Annotated in this window: 18 protein-coding genes; 12 read left to right on the top strand and 6 right to left on the bottom strand. The window is 58.6% G+C overall.

The genetic code is table 11. The annotated features are described in order from the left end of the window. Nucleotides 1-176: 176 nt before the first annotated feature. The 9 genes from VL003_RS00160 (at nt 177) to VL003_RS00120 (ending at nt 8,665) form a co-directional block, all read left to right on the top strand. Nucleotides 177-1,319 carry an MFS transporter gene (locus VL003_RS00160; RefSeq protein WP_414708204.1) on the top strand — a complete coding sequence of 381 codons (1,143 nt, stop codon included), beginning with the start codon at nt 177-179 and terminating at the stop codon, nt 1,317-1,319. After that, the gene (locus VL003_RS00155) at nt 1,319-2,179 is read left to right on the top strand and encodes a dihydroorotate dehydrogenase electron transfer subunit (protein ID WP_325438367.1); all 861 of its coding nucleotides are present in this window, start codon (nt 1,319-1,321) and stop codon (nt 2,177-2,179) included. The genes VL003_RS00160 and VL003_RS00155 overlap by 1 nt, the downstream gene beginning before the upstream one ends. Then, the gene (locus VL003_RS00150; RefSeq protein ID WP_325438365.1) at nt 2,172-3,122 is read left to right on the top strand and encodes a dihydroorotate dehydrogenase; all 951 of its coding nucleotides are present in this window, start codon (nt 2,172-2,174) and stop codon (nt 3,120-3,122) included. Before VL003_RS00155 ends, VL003_RS00150 begins: the two co-directional genes overlap by 8 nt. Nucleotides 3,123-3,137: 15 nt before the next feature. Further along, a complete protein-coding gene (locus VL003_RS00145) occupies nt 3,138-4,394 on the top strand; it encodes an allantoate amidohydrolase (RefSeq protein WP_325438363.1) in 1,257 nt (418 codons plus the stop codon). Nucleotides 4,395-4,403: 9 nt separating this feature from the next. Continuing rightward, entirely contained in the window at nt 4,404-5,861 is a 1,458-nt protein-coding gene (gene aspA / locus VL003_RS00140; RefSeq protein ID WP_325438361.1) for an aspartate ammonia-lyase, read from the top strand. 43 nt (nt 5,862-5,904) lie between these two features. Further along, nucleotides 5,905-6,591, top strand: coding sequence for an orotate phosphoribosyltransferase (locus tag VL003_RS00135; protein WP_325438359.1), 687 nt, complete (start codon nt 5,905-5,907; stop codon nt 6,589-6,591). Beyond that, nucleotides 6,588-7,487: a helix-turn-helix domain-containing protein gene (locus VL003_RS00130; RefSeq protein ID WP_325438357.1), complete on the top strand. Its 900-nt coding sequence runs from the start codon at nt 6,588-6,590 to the stop codon at nt 7,485-7,487. Before VL003_RS00135 ends, VL003_RS00130 begins: the two co-directional genes overlap by 4 nt. A gap of 153 nt (nt 7,488-7,640) precedes the next feature. Then, nucleotides 7,641-7,967: a hypothetical protein gene (locus VL003_RS00125; RefSeq protein ID WP_325438355.1), complete on the top strand. Its 327-nt coding sequence runs from the start codon at nt 7,641-7,643 to the stop codon at nt 7,965-7,967. Between the two features lie 95 nt (nt 7,968-8,062). After that, on the top strand, nt 8,063-8,665 hold the full coding sequence (locus VL003_RS00120; protein WP_325438353.1) for an acyloxyacyl hydrolase: 603 nt from the start codon (nt 8,063-8,065) through the stop codon (nt 8,663-8,665). A 99-nt stretch (nt 8,666-8,764) separates the two neighbouring features. Here the strand turns inward: VL003_RS00120 and VL003_RS00115 are convergent, their stop codons facing one another. Continuing rightward, entirely contained in the window at nt 8,765-9,424 is a 660-nt protein-coding gene (locus tag VL003_RS00115; protein WP_325438351.1) for a thiopurine S-methyltransferase, read from the bottom strand. A gap of 135 nt (nt 9,425-9,559) precedes the next feature. Between VL003_RS00115 and VL003_RS00110 the strand changes: the two genes are divergently transcribed. Beyond that, the gene (locus tag VL003_RS00110) at nt 9,560-10,423 is read left to right on the top strand and encodes a M90 family metallopeptidase (RefSeq protein WP_325438350.1); all 864 of its coding nucleotides are present in this window, start codon (nt 9,560-9,562) and stop codon (nt 10,421-10,423) included. 119 nt (nt 10,424-10,542) lie between these two features. Here VL003_RS00110 and VL003_RS00105 read toward each other — a convergent pair whose 3' ends face one another. The 3 genes from VL003_RS00105 to gltS are packed head-to-tail and all read right to left on the bottom strand — an operon-like array spanning nt 10,543 to nt 13,540. Continuing rightward, nucleotides 10,543-10,824, bottom strand: a complete 282-nt coding sequence (locus tag VL003_RS00105) for a peptidylprolyl isomerase (RefSeq protein ID WP_325438348.1) — start codon at nt 10,822-10,824, stop codon at nt 10,543-10,545. 54 nt (nt 10,825-10,878) lie between these two features. Beyond that, nucleotides 10,879-12,348, bottom strand: a complete 1,470-nt coding sequence (locus VL003_RS00100; protein WP_325438346.1) for a TAXI family TRAP transporter solute-binding subunit — start codon at nt 12,346-12,348, stop codon at nt 10,879-10,881. A gap of 1 nt (nt 12,349) precedes the next feature. Further along, on the bottom strand, nt 12,350-13,540 hold the full coding sequence (gene gltS / locus VL003_RS00095; protein WP_325438344.1) for a sodium/glutamate symporter: 1,191 nt from the start codon (nt 13,538-13,540) through the stop codon (nt 12,350-12,352). A 152-nt stretch (nt 13,541-13,692) separates the two neighbouring features. On the opposite strand from gltS, the gene paeA reads away from it, so the two are divergent. Continuing rightward, nucleotides 13,693-15,015, top strand: coding sequence for a polyamine export protein PaeA (gene paeA / locus VL003_RS00090; RefSeq protein ID WP_325438342.1), 1,323 nt, complete (start codon nt 13,693-13,695; stop codon nt 15,013-15,015). Nucleotides 15,016-15,024: 9 nt separating this feature from the next. Here the strand turns inward: paeA and VL003_RS00085 are convergent, their stop codons facing one another. Next, nucleotides 15,025-15,198, bottom strand: a complete 174-nt coding sequence (locus tag VL003_RS00085) for a hypothetical protein (protein WP_325438340.1) — start codon at nt 15,196-15,198, stop codon at nt 15,025-15,027. Between the two features lie 24 nt (nt 15,199-15,222). After that, entirely contained in the window at nt 15,223-16,419 is a 1,197-nt protein-coding gene (locus tag VL003_RS00080; RefSeq protein ID WP_325438338.1) for an MFS transporter, read from the bottom strand. Nucleotides 16,420-16,611: 192 nt separating this feature from the next. Here VL003_RS00080 and VL003_RS00075 point away from each other — a divergent pair. Continuing rightward, nucleotides 16,612-17,624 (top strand): FAD/NAD(P)-binding oxidoreductase (locus VL003_RS00075; protein ID WP_325438336.1); only part of this gene is annotated, 1,013 nt, incomplete at its 3' end.

Below are 17,624 nucleotides of genomic sequence, written 5' to 3'. Positions count from 1 at the left end.
CGAAATAAATACATCGAGTGAGGGCTCGATGGCTTCAGAAGTCATTCAAAAACATCCGTCACAGGAGCAAGACCGTGCACGCACAGACCGAAGCAGCGCCACCCGCCGGCGCCAGTAAAGATAAAGTCACCACATACGGCTGGAAGGCGCTGGCCGGTTCGGCCGTTGGCTACGCCATGGACGGTTTCGACCTGCTTATTCTGGGTTTCATGCTGGCGGCTATTTCGGCTGAGCTCGCACTTAACCCCAGCCAGGCGGGCTCGCTGGTCACCTGGACCTTGATCGGTGCGGTGGCGGGCGGCATTATTTTTGGTTCGCTCAGCGATTACTACGGTCGGGTACGGGTGCTTACCTGGACCATCGTGCTGTTTGCGGTCTTTACCGGCCTTTGTGCGTTCGCGCAAGGCTACTGGGACCTACTCATCTATCGCACCATCGCCGGTGTCGGGCTGGGCGGCGAGTTCGGCATCGGCATGGCTCTGGCGGCCGAGGCCTGGCCGGCCAAGCACCGGGCCCGGGTTTCCTCTTACGTGGCGCTGGGTTGGCAGGCCGGGGTACTGGCTGCGGCATTACTCACCCCATTGCTGTTGCCGCATATCGGCTGGCGAGGCATGTTCCTGGTGGGTGTGATTCCGGCTTTTGTCGCCTGGTACATTCGCGCCCGCCTGCATGAGCCCGAAGTTTTTGTGTGCAAGGCCAAAGAAAAGGGCGCGCTGGGCCGTTCGTTCAAATTGCTGGTCAAAGACAAAGAAACCACCAAGGTCAGCATCGGCATCATTATTTTGTGCGGTGTTCAAAACTTTGGGTACTACGGCATCATGATCTGGATGCCCAGCTATCTGTCCACCGAGCTGGGCTTTACCCTGACCAAATCCGCCATGTGGACGTCGGTAACCATTCTGGGCATGGCCGCCGGTATCTGGGTGTTCGGCCAGCTGGCCGACCGCATCGGCCGCAAACCCAGTTTCCTCATGTTTCAGGCGGGCGCCGTGGTCATGGTTTTGTACTACTCGCAGCTGACCGACCCCACCACGATGTTGTGGGCGGGCGCCCTGATGGGCGTGTTCGTTAATGGCATGCTGGGCGGCTACGGTGCGCTGATTTCCGAAGCGTATCCCACTGCAGCCCGCGCCACCGCACAAAACGTGCTGTTCAATATCGGTCGCGCCATCGGCGGCTTCGGCCCCGTGGTGGTGGGTGCACTTGCCATGACCTACTCCTTCCACGTGGCCATTGCCCTGTTGGCGTCCATTTATGTTCTTGACATGCTGGCCACGATCTTCCTGATTCCCGAACTCAAGGGTGTGGAGCTCGAATAATGCAGGCAACGACGCACGCCGAAGGCTTCCAGCGCAATGCCGACCAGGTGGCCTCGCATCGTTGCGAGGTGGTTGAGCACCGCTGGGTCAATGACCGTTATAAGTACTTGCGCTTGCGCGCGCCGGGCAATGTGGCGCAAGCCACCCGGCCGGGCCAGTTCTATCAGTTGAAATGCCCGGTCAACGACGACCTTCAGCCGTTTTTGCTGCGCCCCATGAGCGTTTACGGCATGGGCCCCGAGCCGGAAACGCTTGAGTTTTTGTACAACGTTACGGGCTTGGGCACCCGCGCTTTGTCCGGCCTTTCGGTAGGTGACCACATGGATGTGGTCGGCCCGCTGGGCAATACCTTCCGGCTTGATGCGGGCTTCAGACGCATTATGGTGGTGGCCCGCGGGGTGGGGCTAGCCACCATGGCACCGCTGATAAAAATGGCGGCGGCCAATGGGGTGGCCATTACCGCCGTGATGTCGGCGCGGGCACCCAAAGATCTGATGCGCGACGAATTTCTGCGGGGTGCATCGGCCGACGTGCATTGCGTGTACGACAGTGACGGAACGTCCGAAGTCGAAGCGGTTGAGGCTTTGATACGCCGCTTGTTAAAGCAACAGCCCCACGACGCGGTGTATACCTGTGGCTCGCACCGTCTGCTCATGCTGTTGCAGCGCGTGCTGCAAGACCACCCCGCTCTGCTCGGCCAGGTGGCCATGGAGCAGCGTATGGCCTGCGGCATGGGCGTTTGCCTGTCTTGTGTGCGCCTGTTCGATACCGAGGCGGGCGACAAACAGTTTTTGCGCGTTTGCCGCGAAGGCCCGGTGTTTTCTATTCGCAACGTCGTCGGAGAGGTCGAGTTTGGCTAAGTTGAATGTCAAGGTCGGAGACCTGAACCTGCGCAACCCGGTCATGCCGGCCTCGGGTTGTTTCGCCATCGAGTATTCCGAGGCGCTTGACTTCAACAAGCTGGGCGCCCTGGTCATAAAAAGCGTGTCGCCCAAAAGCAGGGCGGGCAACCCCACGCCTCGGGTGGCGGAAACGGCTAGTGGCATGCTCAATTCAATTGGCATACCCAGCAAGGGGCTCGACTACTACCGGCGCGAGGTCCTGCCGCCTTATACCCGCTACGATACGCCGGTAGTCGTGTCCATTTCCGCCGATACCGTAGACGAATTCGCCCGGGCGGTTGCCGAAATGTCCTTGCCCGAAGTGGCGGTAATCGAAGCCAATATTTCGTGCCCCAATCTGGAGGCCGACGGCATGGCCTTTGCCATGGATCCAGACACGACCTACAAGGCGGTCAGTGCCATTCGCCGCAACACCGGCCACATCTTTTGGGCCAAGCTGACGCCCAATGCCTCGAATGTGGCCGTGGTGGCCAAGGCGGCTGAAGAAGCGGGCGCCGACGGCATCGTCATGGGGAACACCCTGTTGGGCATGTCGATCGACGTGCGTACGCGCAAGCCCAAGCTTGGCAACGTCATGGGCGGGCTTTCGGGTCCGGCCATCAAGCCGGTGGCGTTGCGCATGGTGCACCAGTGCTACCGCAGCGTTCACATACCCATTGTGGGTTGCGGCGGAATCTGCACAGCCGAGGACGCGGTCGAGTTCATGCTGGCCGGCGCCTCGGCCGTACAGGTAGGCACGGCGTCGTTCATTGACCCGGGCGTCATGCAAAAAATCATCGACGGCCTGCATGCTTATTGCGACGAAACCGGCGTCGCCGACATCAACGAACTGATTGGTGCCGTCAAACTCGATCGCCAGCTCACTGACCGTTGGCTGCGCTTTGCGCAGCAGTCGGGTTGAAGGCAGGAAACCGCCATGGACCTTATGCCGTTGCGCGATCTTGCCGAAAAAATCTTCAACGACATTCGTGATCTCTCGTTTGACGGCGTGGGGGTTACCCGTGCCAGCTACGGCGAGGGCGAGTCGGCGGCCGGCGACTACCTTACCCGTCTGGCTGAAACCGAAGGCTTGCTGGTACAGGTCGACCGTGCGGCCAATATAGTGTTCAGCCCCCCCAATCTGGCGCCTGATGAACCTGCGGTGTGGGTGGGCTCGCACATTGATTCCGTGCCCCAGGGCGGTAATTACGACGGTCTCGCGGGGGTGGTGGCCGGGCTGCTGTGCCTTATCGCACACCAGCGCGAAGGTGCAACCAAGCCGCTGCCCTTGCGCGTTGTGGCGTTTCGGGGCGAAGAAAGCGCCTGGTTTGGCAAGGCCTATATGGGTTCCAGCGCATTGTTTGGAAAACTAAGCGCCGAAGACCTTGCGCTGACCCAACGCAGCACGGGCGACACGCTTGCGCAGTATATGGAGCGGGCCGGCGCCGACGTGTCGGCCATATCCAATCAGGAAGTGCTGGTCGACCTGGGCCTGATCAAGGCCTATATAGAGCTGCACATCGAGCAAGGCCCGGTCATGGTGGCCCGCGAGCTGCCTGTGGCCGTGGTGTCGGGCATACGCGGCAATATCCGTCATAACCGCATCGAGTGCCTGGGCGATGCCCAGCATTCGGGGGTGGTGCCCCGATGGCTGCGCCACGACGCCATGTTTGCCGTCTCTGACCTGATCATGCGGCTGGACGAGCACTGGCGAGTGTTGCTCGAACGCGGCACCGACCTGGTGGTAACCGCCGGCATTGTCCAGACCGACCCGGCCGAGCATTCAATTTCGCGCATTCCGGGCCGGGTCAGTTTCAGCCTCGAAGCGCGCAGTAAAAGTACCGATACGCTTGAAGCCTTCTACCAATTGATGCGTGCCGAGTGCTCGGCCATCAGCCGCGAACGGGGCGTTAAATTCAATTTTGATCGACGTGTCTATAGCGAACCGGCTACTATGGACGGTAAAATCTGTGATTTTTTATCCAAAGTTTGTGAAGAGCGCGGCGTGCCCTACGAGGTAATTCCTAGTGGCGCAGGGCATGATGCATCCCTGTTCGCCAATGCCGGAGTTCCTAGCGGCATGCTTTTTGTGCGTAACCAGCATGGTTCACACAACCCTCACGAAGCAATGGAGATCGACGATTTCATGTTGGGCGCGCAGGTGTTGGCCGACGCCCTATACCAAATTATCTGAAGGAAAATAATGAGCGAATTTCGCATCGAGCGCGACCTTTTGGGCGAGCGCGAAGTACCTGTCGATGCCTATTATGGTGTGCATACGCTGCGTGCTGTCGAGAATTTTCAGATTTCCGGCACATCGGTTTCGGTCTTCCCCGAGTTGATCATTGCGTTGGCGTCGGTAAAACATGCGGCAGCTCAGGCCAATACCGAACTTGGCCTTTTGCCCGTGCACAAGTGTCAGGCCATTGTTGCGGCATGCGACGAGATTCGGGGCGGAGCGCTGCACGAGCAGTTTGTGGTCGATGTTATTCAGGGGGGGGCCGGAACCTCGACCAACATGAACGCCAACGAGGTTGTATGCAACCGTGCGCTGGAGATCATGGGGCACGAGCGCGGGCAGTACAAATATTTGCACCCCAACGAAGACGTCAACATGGCTCAAAGCACCAACGACGTCTACCCGACGGCGTTGCGTATCGCCACCGTTTTCTTCATGGACGGCCTGCTGGCGGCCATGGAGCATTTGCGTGCAGCGTTCGACGCCAAGGCCATTGAGTTTTCGCCGATGCTTAAGATCGGTCGCACTCAACTGCAAGACGCGGTGCCCATGACCCTGGGGCAAGAGTTTTCTACTTATGCGCTGATGCTCGAAGAAGACATCGTGCGGCTGGACGAGGCCAAGCGTCTGATCAGCGAGATCAACCTGGGTGCAACGGCCATTGGCACGGGCATTACCGCCCATCCCGATTACGCCTGTAAAGCGTTGGCTGCATTGAACCAGGTCACCGGGCTGTCGCTGCATACGGCGCCCAACCTGATCGAAGCCACGCAAGACTGCGGCGGCTTTGTGCAGCTGTCGGGCATACTCAAGCGTATCGCCGTAAAACTTTCCAAAACCTGTAACGACCTGCGGCTGTTGTCCAGCGGGCCGCGTTCGGGTTTTGGCGAGATCAATCTGCCGCCCATGCAGGCGGGGTCTTCGATTATGCCCGGCAAGGTCAACCCGGTCATTCCCGAAGTGGTTAACCAGATTGCCTTCGAGGTTATTGGCAATGACCTGACCGTTACCATGGCGGCCGAGGCGGGCCAGTTGCAGCTCAACGCCTTCGAGCCCATTATTGCCAACGCCCTGTTTCGCAGTTTCAAGCACCTGACCAACGGCTGCATTACGCTTGCCGACCGTTGCGTCAAGGGCATTACTGCAAACCCAGATCGGCTCAAAGAAAACCTCGACCGTTCCATTTCGCTGGTTACCGCATTGAACCCGTTTATCGGGTACGAGGCAGCTACCGCCGTGGCGGCCGAGGCTTATGCCAACGGCACCACGGTGCGCGAAGTCATTCTGCGCCGCGAGCTCATGACCGAAAGCGAACTCGATGACGCTTTGCGCCACGAGGTGCTTACGCAGCCGCGCGTGTACGAGCTGGTGAGTCGGGCGCATCGTACTGAGGCGTCCCAAAAAGGCGACGAGATCAGTTGATCGGCGCTAAGCCCCACTTGAACAGCCTGGAGACCCCGTGACCATGCAGCCTACGCCTGATACCGACGCTAAGACCGTTGCAGCCGCGTTGCTCGACGCAGGCTGCGTCACCGCGCGTACCGACGAGCCTTTTCGCTTGCCTTCGGGTTGGGCCAGCCCTGTCTATATCGACTGTCGACGCCTTATTTCGTTTCCGGCCTTGCGTCGCGACCTGATCAAACGCGCCCAGGCGATGCTTCAGGCCCGAGGCGCGCTTGACGGAGTCGAGTCAGTGGTGGGGGGCGAGGCCAGCGGCATCGCCCTGGCTGCATGGCTGGCCGAGGCGCTTGATCTTCCGCTTCAATACGTGCGCAAGAAGCAAGTGGGTCAAAGCCAGATCGAAGGCGTGCTCAAGCCCGGATCAAAGGTGCTGCTGGTTGACGACATGATGGCCGGCGGGCAGTCCAAGTTGCGGTTTTGCCAGGCGTTGGCCGCCAGCAATGTTCAGGTTCAAGACCTGTTCATCGTGTTCGACTATGCTACTTTTCCAACCCAACAGTTGTTGGGCCCGCTGGGGGTCAGGGTTCATTCACTGGCCACCTGGCGCGACATCCTGGCCGTTGCGCAACAGCGCAACGATTTTTCTGCACACGAGCTCAATGAATTGGCCGAGTTTCTTCGCGACCCGGCGGCCTGGTCGGCGAGGCGTGGCGGACGAGCCTCTTATTCGGATGTGGTGCCGCCCAAATGAGTTCCGCTCGCCCATTTAAGTCGTCTATCGATTATGCGGCCCTGGGCAATCGTTTAAGAGCCTACCGGGTCGGAGCCGGCCTGCAGGCCGAAGACGTCGCCGAACGTCTTGAAGTGTCGCGTGCCGTGGTGTATCGCATGGAAAAGGGCGAGATCGTCAAGATCGAGATGCTCGAGCGCCTGGCACACTTGCTTGACACCTCGTTGGCCTCTTTGCTGGGGGTCGAGGTCGAGTATTACTCGAACGCGCTGGGCCTGTTCGAGCGCATGCGCCAGCTCGAACAAAAGTCGGACCGTATCTTTGCACACTTCGAGCCGGTTTCCTTGCTGCTAACTTCCGACCAGTATCTCGAGCACATGCGCTCGATGCTGCTTGAAGCCTCTTCGAGCGATATCAGTGGCGGTCTCAAGCAAAATAAGGTCGACGACCTGATCAACCTGATCGCCGAGCGCAAGGCCTTGTTCGAGCAACGGCGTCCACACCTGATCAGCCTGGTGGGCTTGCGCGAGCTTGAACGTTTTTTGCATAACGGCCTGGTGGGGCGGGCTGACCTGCCTGCACGCACTCGCAAGGCGCGCCAGAAAGCCGCTCGTGCCGAAGTCGAGCACATGGCCGAGCTGATGGAAAACGAGCCTCTGCACGTTCAGATAGCGCTGGTGGACGACACCATGCCCGCATCCACGTTTCAGGTGTTCACCATGGGCCGCAAAAAAGCGCTGGCTGTCAGCCCGTTCAGATTGGGTGAACTGCCCAATGTACGCAACGGTATTGCTACGGTTACCGAGTCACCCCAGGCGCTCAAGCTGTACGAGAACATGATCTCCAAGTTATGGCGTCATGCGTATAAAGGTAAAACCGGCGCTCGCCATCTGCGGCAGTTGCTGGCCGGCTTTTAAGGCGGATGAAAGCGCGCATTCCTTGCGGCGCCTGGCCCGCTGCGCGACCGGCGTAAGCCGTTTATTATTATTGTTTAGGGTAGGTGCGCCGTTAGTAAACGGATGTAGCTACTCGATGGCATGCAGTTTGTCTTGAAGTGGAGTCATCAACCCATGACGTTCAAAGAAATTACCCAGCGCTTTGCGCGTTCCGAATCCGGCAGTGATTCATTTAAAGTTTTTTTCAAAGAAGCTTTCGAACTCATGAAAGTCGACCCCGACAATGCAGGTCTGTATTTTGTGGTTGGGGTCGCCGCGCAAACTTATGTCATTAAATACGAAGATCAGGCGGTCGACCCAGAGTTCGCCGACCGCGCCAAGGCCACGCTAGAAGGGTTCAATCAACGCCTGCTCGATGCGCTCGATATGGACCCTTTGGCCCGCTTGCGCGTATTGGGCGAGGTAGCCGTCGACTACGAATGGAAAGTAGACGCATTTTGACGCGCGTGTAGGGGCAGGCCATACGGCAGTATCCGCGTTGCCGGCACGTTGCTTGCTGAATAGGGCCGTTATCCGCATCGCTAAGGGTGAATAAAATGGGCGTCCCTCAAGTTGTTGAACGTGGCTTGCGCCTTACGTTGGGCTCGCTGTTGGTGCTGGCCGCATTGACCCTGCTTGGCACTTCGGCTGTGGCGCAGACTCAAATGGCCGGCTCAAGCCTGCAAACCCCACTGGCGGCTACCCAGGCCCCGGGTCAGGGGCTGGCGCTAAGCTATGGCTACTATTCCAGATATCAGCGTTTTGGTCTAACCTACGCAACCGCGCCGCTTTGGAGCCACGCCTTTACCAATAACGGTCGTCTCGACCTTAACGTCGATTTCGGAGTAGGTTACTGGAAGGCTGACAACCGGCACCCCGACAGCATGTGGGATATGGCCATTGTGCCGACGTTGCGTTGGTGGCCGGGCAGCACCTATTACTTCGAGGCGGGTTTGGGCCCCACCTTAATTAGCCGAACCGATTTTGCCGGCAAAGAACTTAGCACGCGATTTCAATTTACAACGCATGTCGGCGGCGGCTTTGTGGTCAACGGCGCGCACCGTTTCGGCCTGCGTTGGACACACGTGTCAAATGCAGGCATCAAGCGGCCTAATCCCGGTCTGGACTTGGTCGAGGCTCATTACACTTATCATTTCTAAGTAGCCGCTGGGGCGTACTTACCCCAGCGGGCCGCGTTGCGTTGTGCTGCCCAGACGCCCGCCGTTAGCGTACCGGCACTGATTGAAGGCGGGCGAGCTCTACGCGCCCGTCTGAAGTCGATATACCACGGTGTGCAAGCGTTTGACCCCGGCACGCAGAAACTTGTCTTCGTCTTTCAGGATGTCGCGCCGTTCGAGCTCGATTGCCCGCGTACGTGACGAGAACAAGGTCTGCACTTCGGTATCGGGCACCGAGAACGGGGGGCCGTCCATTTGCGCTTGGGGGTAGTCCAGTGTAATCAGCAAGCCGGCGCAGCCGTCGGGCAACTGCTCGTACACGTGCTGCACATAGGCTTGACGCATGTCGGCGGGAAGCGCGATCAGCGCCGCACGGTCGTACACGGCTGCACAGCCGGCCAGGGTGGAGGCATTCAGTTTGAATATGTCGCCGCAAATAATTTCAATGTCGCCGGCCACGTAATGTACGCCTTGAGCCGACTCATGTTGTTGGGGCTTCAGGCCGTGCTCGTCGAAGAACTGCTCTACCGCCAGTAATGACAGCTCTACACCCAGCACCTCATATCCTTCGGAAGCCAGCCAGGCCATGTCCAGCGATTTTCCGCACAATGGCACCAGCACGCGCGCGCCCTTGGGCACTTGCAGCGCAGGCCAGTGCTTGCTTAGCAGGGGCATCACCTGTTGCTGATGAAAATGGGTGCGGCCTTCGCGCCAGCGTTCAAGCCAAAAATCGGGATCCATGTGGGGCTTCCTTAATAAATCGTTCCACTGATCGAATCAGCTTAATATTGTAGACAAAGCGGCGTTTGTGTTTGGCGAGGCCTCCAGGCCTGTCATGGTAGTATCAACGACCCATTTCCACACTAGGTATTCAGCATGTTCAGATGGCTTGCCGGCCGTGGGGCGGCCCAGCGCAAGGTAGAGCGAACCCTGGCGGGTATTACTGATGAACATTGGCGGCGCACCTTGGCTGGTTTGCCGTTTCTTGCGGGGCTTACCTTACAAGAGGACGAAGCGTTGCGCGCCCGAGCCGCCTGGATATTGGCCGGCAAAACCTTCAGCGGCGCCGCCGGGCTCAAACTGTCCGACAGCATGATGCTGTCCATTGCTGCTCAGGCCGCCCTGCCCATACTTCAGCTTGACGCGCGCCTGTACGAGGGCTGGACCGAGATCATCGTCTACCCGGGCGGTTTCCTTATTCCGCGCACCGAGGTCGATGAAAGCGGTGTGGTGCATGAGTACATCATGGAAGCCTCGGGCGAAGCCTGGGAGGGCGGGCCCGTGATCCTGTCATGGGAAGACCTTTCCCGGTCAGACGAGGGCGGCGTCAATGTGGTGATCCACGAGTTCGCCCATAAGCTTGATCTGTATGCCGGAGCGGTCGACGGCGTGCCCAGCCTGGGCGCCCATGATATTGACCCGCGTTACTGGGTACGTGTGTTGACTGACTCGTTTGAACGCTTCAATCAGGCGCTGGATGCAATTGAAGACGCCATTCCGCCGCATGTCGATCCTGAGTCAGAGGCCGGCGCGTCATGGTTCGGGCAGCTGCCCCTGGATCCGTACGCAGCCACCGACGAGGCGGAATTTTTTGCAGTCAGTTCCGAGGCGTTTTTTGTCGACCCCTTGCCGCTGTCCGAAGCCCTGCCCGAGTGGTATGGCCTATTGGTTCGTTATTACCGTCAGGACCCCCTTCGGCGTCTGACCACAGCCGGCCGGTTACCTGGGTCAGCTCCGTGAGCGCCATTAAAAAACCCAGGACATGTCCTGGGTTTTTTAATGGCTTGCCAGCGCGTGGCAAGCGGCTTAGCTAAACCGGCTTGAAAGCGCCGCGCGCAGCAGCACTTAGTGCCGCTTGCTTAATCTTGCCGTTCGGTGACTTCAACCAGGTGATAGCCGAACTGGGTCTTGACGGGGCCCTGGACTTCGCCGACAGGTGCGCTGAACACGACCTGGTCAAACTCGGGAACCATTTGGCCGCGACCGAAAGAACCCAGGTTTCCGCCGTCGCGACTGGACGGGCAGCTTGAGTTTTCTTTGGCCACTTGGGCAAAATCGGCACCGCCGGCGATGGCCGCTTTCAGTTCGTTGGCCTTTTCTTCGGTGCTGACAAGGATATGGCGGGCTGAGGCTTGAGCCATGAATTGCTCCTAAAACGTTTGAATTACACAGTAGTTCTGACAGAGTAACGCACTTTATGGTTCCAGACTGTTTAACGCGCGTGCTGCGGCAGGGTGAAGGGGCACAGAAAGGCCGATCTTGCTGGTGGCCACCGAAATTTGCGCCCCTTGAGCACTGCCCCGGCCGGGGTAGTCGCGTCCGGTCTGGTAGACACGCCGAGTCAGGGCGTCGACCTCTGCGTCGGAGAGCGTTGTGTCGGTGAGCAGCAGGGCGGCAGCGGCGATGGTGGGAACATCATAATTCTGGCTGGGGTAAACGCCCCGCGAGATCGAGTACGGAAAGTAGCCAGCGCGCGCCTGGACCATCTGGGCGACGGCGCTGTGAGCAAGCGGTAAGAATTTCAGGGTGGTATGGGTTTGCAATTCGCGAATGCTGTCGGAAGGCGTGCCGATGACCTGCATGACGGCGTCGACCTGGCCCTGTTGCAGTGCGCTCAGCGCCTCACCAATGCTTAGTTCGAGTGGCTCAATGTCGTTGGCCTCGAGGCCGTGGGCCTGCAGTACGCGCAAGGCGGTCGTGCGCGATGCCGACCCCACCTTTCCGATAGCGACGCGCTTGCCCCGCAACTGGGCAATGGACTCGAGCTTGCTTTGGGCAAGCGCTATTACGTGCAGGGGTTCGGGGTACAGGCTGCCGATGCTGCGTAGCTCGGTATGCGCACCGATCCCGCTGAAAGCGCCGGTGCCTTCGTAGGCGTCTTGTGCAGCATCGCCTTGGGCTAGCGCCAACGAAACCTTTCCCGCACGCAACAGCTGCAGGTTTTCTTCGCCGCCCTGCGTAATAAGGGGTACGGTGCGCGGGTTGTCGGCGCCAAACAGGGCACGGGCAACACGAAGATACTGCCCGTGCTCGGCGCCGGCGGCAATGGCGTAGCCCCGATTGCTGCGAGCCAAACGGGCCCGAATGGTTTGGTGGGCCAACCGAAGCTCTTGTTCGATAATGCGGTTTTGCTCTGGCGACGTGTCGCGGGGTAAGGTGTCCAGCATATTGCGAAGCGTGGTTGACCACGCGGCGCTTCCAGGGCTCGTATCGGATGTGGTGCGAGGCGCTGCCACGGGCGGAGAATAACCGACCGGCACTGCAGGCGCCCAGGCGTCGCCTTCTTGCCGATACAGAACCGTGCCATGCGCTTCAATCGTGTCGCCGGCCCGGTTACCACCTGTTTTGATGCCCTCGATGCCTTTGGGCCCCGCGCCTAGGGCTGAAACCAGCGCAGAAATGCCAGGCGAGTTCCACGCACCGAAATCAATATCTTTATTCAGCTTGAGCTGGGCATCAAAATAAACGATACGGCGCGTTTCCCCTTCGGGCGCCTCGGTGTCTTTCTGAGAGCCTCGTCGCTCGAGCGATGCCACCTCGATGCCCTGGTCGGGCAAAATCTGTTCAAGCTGGGCGGCCACGTCGTTGCGCAAGGCGTCCACCCCGGGGCCCTGGGTGCAGGCTGCCAGGAAGGCCAGCAACAGCAGGCAGATGATTCGTCTCATGTCAGCCTCCCATAAACGGCAGCGAAAGCATAATGGTCAGGACGAAAGCGTTGAGTATGTCGACGAAGAAGGCGCCTGCCAGCGGTACGATCAGGAAACTGGTGGGGGCGGGGCCGTGCCTGGCTGAAATGGCCTGCATGTTTGCCATGGCGGTGGCGGTAGAGCCCATACTAAAGCCAACGAATGCCGCGGTTGTGACTGCGGCTTCGTAGTCGCGACCCATGAACCTGAAGCACACGAATATGGCGTAGGCCACAATAACCATCACTTGCACGGCAATGATCAAAAGGAAGGGGCCCGCCGAGTGCGCGACGTCGATCAGGTCGAGCGTCATCATGGTCATGACCAGAAACAGCGATAACGAAACATTGGACACAATATCGGCGGGTCGATCGTCGAACTGCACCTTGGCAAGGGGCAGCAGGTTTCGAATGGCAATACCCAAGATCATGCACCACAAGAACGCCGGTACCGTTACCGGGCTATCGGCGAACTGGTCTGCCAGCCATTGACCGCCGATTACGGCGGCAATGACGCCGGCCAGGGCGGCTATGGCAGAGTTGGTACTGATGGGCGCAGGGGTTTCCCGAAATACGTGCTCTTCCGAAGCGCTTTCCGCCTCTGAACGCAGCCTGTGGCGCTTGATCAAAAATTGCGCCACGGGCCCACCCACTATGCCCCCCACTATCAGCCCTACCGTCGCCAGGGTCATGGCTAACTCCATGACCATCTGCAGATTATTGAACTGCGCGAACCGGTCGGCGTAGGCTGCCCCTGTGCCGTGGCCCCCCACCAGGGTGATTGAGCCGGCAATAAGGCCGAAGATGGGGTGCAGGTCGAGCAGCTTTGCCATAACGACGCCGGTCACGTTCTGCAAGATAATGAACGGAAACAGCACCAGCATGAAAATGGGCAAGGCCTTGCCGCCGCGCTTGAGCTGGCGCAAGTCGGCACATAAGCCGACGCCTGCAAAGAACATCAGCAGCAAAATCGGCTTGATCGATTGCTCGAACGTCATGCTGACATCGAAAAACTCGATGGCAATCGACACCGGTACGGCAAACAAGAGCCCGCCGGTAATGGGGTCGGGTATGTTGTAACGGGATAAAAAGGCAATCTTTCGGTTGACGTAGCTGCCCACCAGCAACATTACAAAGGCAGCAAGCAGTGATCCGAGCGGCGAAAAGCTCATATTGCGTTCCGTTTCTGGTGTTCGGTTCTAGTGGCTGACAGTTTATAAGGTTTCCGGGCACAAGAGGGCGCTGATCAAGCTTGAAAAGGTCGGCGTATGCTTGGCCGCGAACCCGTATACTTGTCGAATTATTTCCTTCCAACAGGTAAACGGTGAGTCTGTTCGAGCACATTGTCATTGTGGTGCTATTGGTTGGGGCGGCAGGGTTCTTGTCGCTAACCGAAATCGCCCTGGCAGCCGCGCGCAAAATCAAACTGAAGCTGCTGGCCGAGTCGGGCGACGAGCGTGCGCTAGAGGTCATGGCGCTGCAGCAGAACTCCTCCGATTTTTTTGCAGCTTCCCAAATCGGGCTCAATACACTTGCCATCTTGGGCGGTGTGCTTAGCGAAGGGGCCTTTCGGCCCTATTTTGTGGCGTTGGTGGGCCTGTTTTACCAGGGGCCCGGCCTGGACAGCATCGGCTTTGCCTTGTCGTTCGTATTCGTAACCGGGCTGTTCGTGCTGTTTGCCGACCTGATGCCCAAGCGCCTTGCCATGATCGCACCCGAGCGCATCGCCGTTGCGGTGATCAGGCCCATCAAGGTGTTTATTCGCCTCTGTCGACCGCTGTCGTGGTTGTTGAACCTTATCTCGAACTTGTTGTTCCAGCTGTTCAAGGTCGACACAAGGCGCGACGACAAAATCACTTTTGATGATATTTCGGCGGTGGTCGAGGCCGGCGCACAAGCGGGCGTGTTGCAGCACCAAGAACAGCACTTCATTGAAAACGTCTTCGAGCTTGAGTCGCGCACCGTTTCGTCCTGCATGACCACGCGCGACAGCGTCGTGTATTTTGAGGTGAACGAATCCGAGGACAGCATTCGGCGCAAGATTGCCGAGCATCCGTATTCTCGTTTTCTGGTGTGCGACGGAGACATCGACAAGGTCATAGGCTATGTCGACACGCGCGATATTCTTGTTCGCTTGCTTAACAAGCAGGCGCATTTTCAGCTGAACGAGTCTACGCTGCGCACGGTGCTCAGCATCCCCGACACGTTAACGTTGTCTGAACTTCTTGACCATTTTCGCGCCAACAACGAAAAGTTCGCCGTGGTCATCAACGAGTACGCCCTGGTGGTGGGCGTAGTCACTTTAAGCGACATCATGGTTACCGTCATGGGCACCTGGGGTACCCCCGTGGACGAACATCAGTCTATTGTTCAGCGCAATGATGGTTCCTGGCTGATTGAAGGCAGCACGCCGGTTGAAGACCTGAAGCGCACCTTAACCATTGACGAGCTTCCCGACGAAGAAAAATACGAGACGGCCGCCGGTTTCATGATGTTCATGCTGCGCAAAGTGCCCCGCCCGGCCGACTGCGTAGAGTGCGCCGGGGTGCGTTTCGAGGTGGTCGACGTCGACCATTACCGGATTGATCAGTTGCTGGTAACCCCATTGGGGGAAAAGGCGTCGGTGTCAGGAGAGCAACTGGGTTGATCAACTGCCTCAAAACCCGCACAGAGACATAAGGTTGGCCCACTGAACGCGCATGTCGGCGCTAAGGTGGCCCATGAAGGCCAAGGCCAGTACAACGGCAAGCAACACAAAACCCGCCAGCCGCACAAGCTTGTATCGGCGGGGGCGTTCAGGGCCCGGCAAGTCATTGACGCGGTCGTGCATGGCAAAACACTTTAAGCATGAACCTTAAGCGGCTACCGGAGCGGCCAGCGGCTTTTCTTTTATGGGCAGGCATAGCACAGCCGCTATCACCGCCAACGCAATGCTGGCCCACCACACCATTGTATAGCTGCCGGTGGTTTGGTAGGCGTAACCGCCCCACCATACGCCGATAAAACTGCCGATCTGGTGGCCCAGAAACGCGATGCCCGACAAGGTGGCGGCGTAGCGGAAACCGTAAATCTGGCCGATCAGGCCCTGTGTAAGCGGCACCGTACCCAGCCAGAACAGCCCCATCCAGGCTGCAAAAACATAAACCACAATCGGCGTCAAAGGCATTGCAATCAAAAAGATAATGCCGAATGCGCGTAAGAAATAGACGCCGGCCAGCAGTGTTTTCTTGCTGTGCTGCTCTCCGAGTTTGCCGGATGCGTAGCATCCAAAAATATTGAACAGGCCGATCAGGGCGATGGCGGTTGCGCCGTGGGTGGCGTTCAAGCCCCCGTCGCTTAAATAAGCCGGCAAATGCAGCGTAACGAACGCGGTATGAAAGCCGCAGACGAAATAGCTCCAGAACAACAGATGGAAAGAGGGGTGCGCCAGGGCCTGTTTTATGGCGCCCCCCAGCGAAAGCGTGCCGGTGTGAGCGCCGGGGCGTCCCTTAAGAAAGGCCGCCAGGGGTATACCGACGGCCATGAACAAAGAAAGCACCCACAGGGCGCCTGCCCAGTCCATGGCGGTGATCAGGCCCTGACTGGTGGGTACGATAAGAAACTGGCCAAGCGAGCCGCCGGCGCTGGCGATACCCATGGCCGTGCTGCGGTAAGCGACCGGCACGACCCGTGCAACCACCGGCAAAATAACCGGGAACGTGGTGCCGGCCTGGCCCAGACCAACAATGACGCCGGCGGTCAGGTACAACTGCATTTCGGTGTGCGAAAAATACATGCCGATCATGCCGAGCGCGTAAAGAAAGGCGCCCACTGCAATGGTGCGGCCCGAGCCCACGCGGTCGGCCAAAATACCCATGAGTATTGCGCCCACGCCCCATACCAGGTTCTGTATGGCGAAGGCCATCGAAAATACGTCGCGTCCCCAACCGTGCTCCATGCCCATGGGTTGCATGAATAACCCAAAGGTGGCGCGTACACCCAATGACAGCAGCACAATGAACGACCCGACGTAGAGCGTGCGTAAATAGGGGGTATTTGTGGCTGAGGTCATGTTGAAGAAACCGTATTGCGAAGTGAATTGGGTGTGCGCTGGTGCAGCGCCAGGAGAATTATACTTAGTTGTAATTATTACCCTGTCATTTTCCATTAATTGGAACTGAAAGGTAATTGCTGTTATCCTGCTTCCGCATACGGGCTGGTCAGCCCATTCAGTGTGTCATGTATGACTGCTAGGAGAATAAAAATGGACCGCAGAAGCTTCTTGCTTACGCCTCCCGCCTTGGCCCTTGGTGCTTTGGGCATTCCAACCGCTTCATTGGCCGCGCCGGCCGCCGTTCACAGCACAACTCAGCTTTTGCCTCGTCGTGGCAAAGGCCCCCGCATTGTTATCGCAGGCGGCGGATGGGGCGGCATGACCACAGCGCGATACTTGCGCCAGCATATACCGAACGCCGACGTCGTCCTGCTCGAGCGCAACCCCACCTTCTGGTCGGGCCCCATGAGCAACAAATGGCTGATCGACATTGTCAGTACCGATTTTCTTAACCACGACATGCTCGCGCCGGCTAATCGCTATGGCTATACCTTGGTCAATACCGAGGTCAATGCCATAGAGCGCGACAAGAAATTGGTTCGCACCACCCATGGTGTCATCGATTACGACTATCTGGTGCTGTCGGGCGGCATACGCAACGCTTACGACGCCTGGTTCGGCAATGACTCCCACGCTGCCGAGTACACGCGCAAGCATTTCCCCAATGCTTATGTGCCCAACGCCGAAATGTTTGCCCTTAAGCGCAAACTCAAAGAATTCAAAGGCGGCACCATTGTCATGACGCTGCCGCCGCCGCCCCATCGCTGTCCGCCTTCGCCCTACGAGCGCGCGTGCTTAATGGCCTGGCATATTAAAACCAACAAGATTCCGGGCAAGATCATTATTCTTGACCCCAAGCCCAAAATCGCCCCCATCGGCGAGGGCTACAAGGCCGCGTTCGAAGAGCTGTACCCCGACATCATTACCCACGTGCCCAACGCAACGGTCAAAGAGGTCGACCCGTTCAACAAACGCATTAAAACTGCGGCGGGCGACTTTGACTTCGACGATGCCGTGCTGATGCCCCCGCACCAGGCCGCTGACATGATCTGGTACGCCGACCTTATCGGCAAGGGTGCTGACGGCAAGCCTACTGGCTGGGCCGACATCCATCCGCGCCTGTTTACTGCCAACGCCGACCAAGACGTTTATGTGGTGGGCGA

This window comes from Pusillimonas sp. (assembly GCF_035515275.1).
Taxonomy (GTDB): Bacteria; Pseudomonadota; Gammaproteobacteria; order Burkholderiales; family Burkholderiaceae_B; genus Pusillimonas.
The sequence above is the reverse complement of the archived record's forward strand: the minus strand, read 5'-3'. Positions and strand labels throughout refer to the sequence as shown.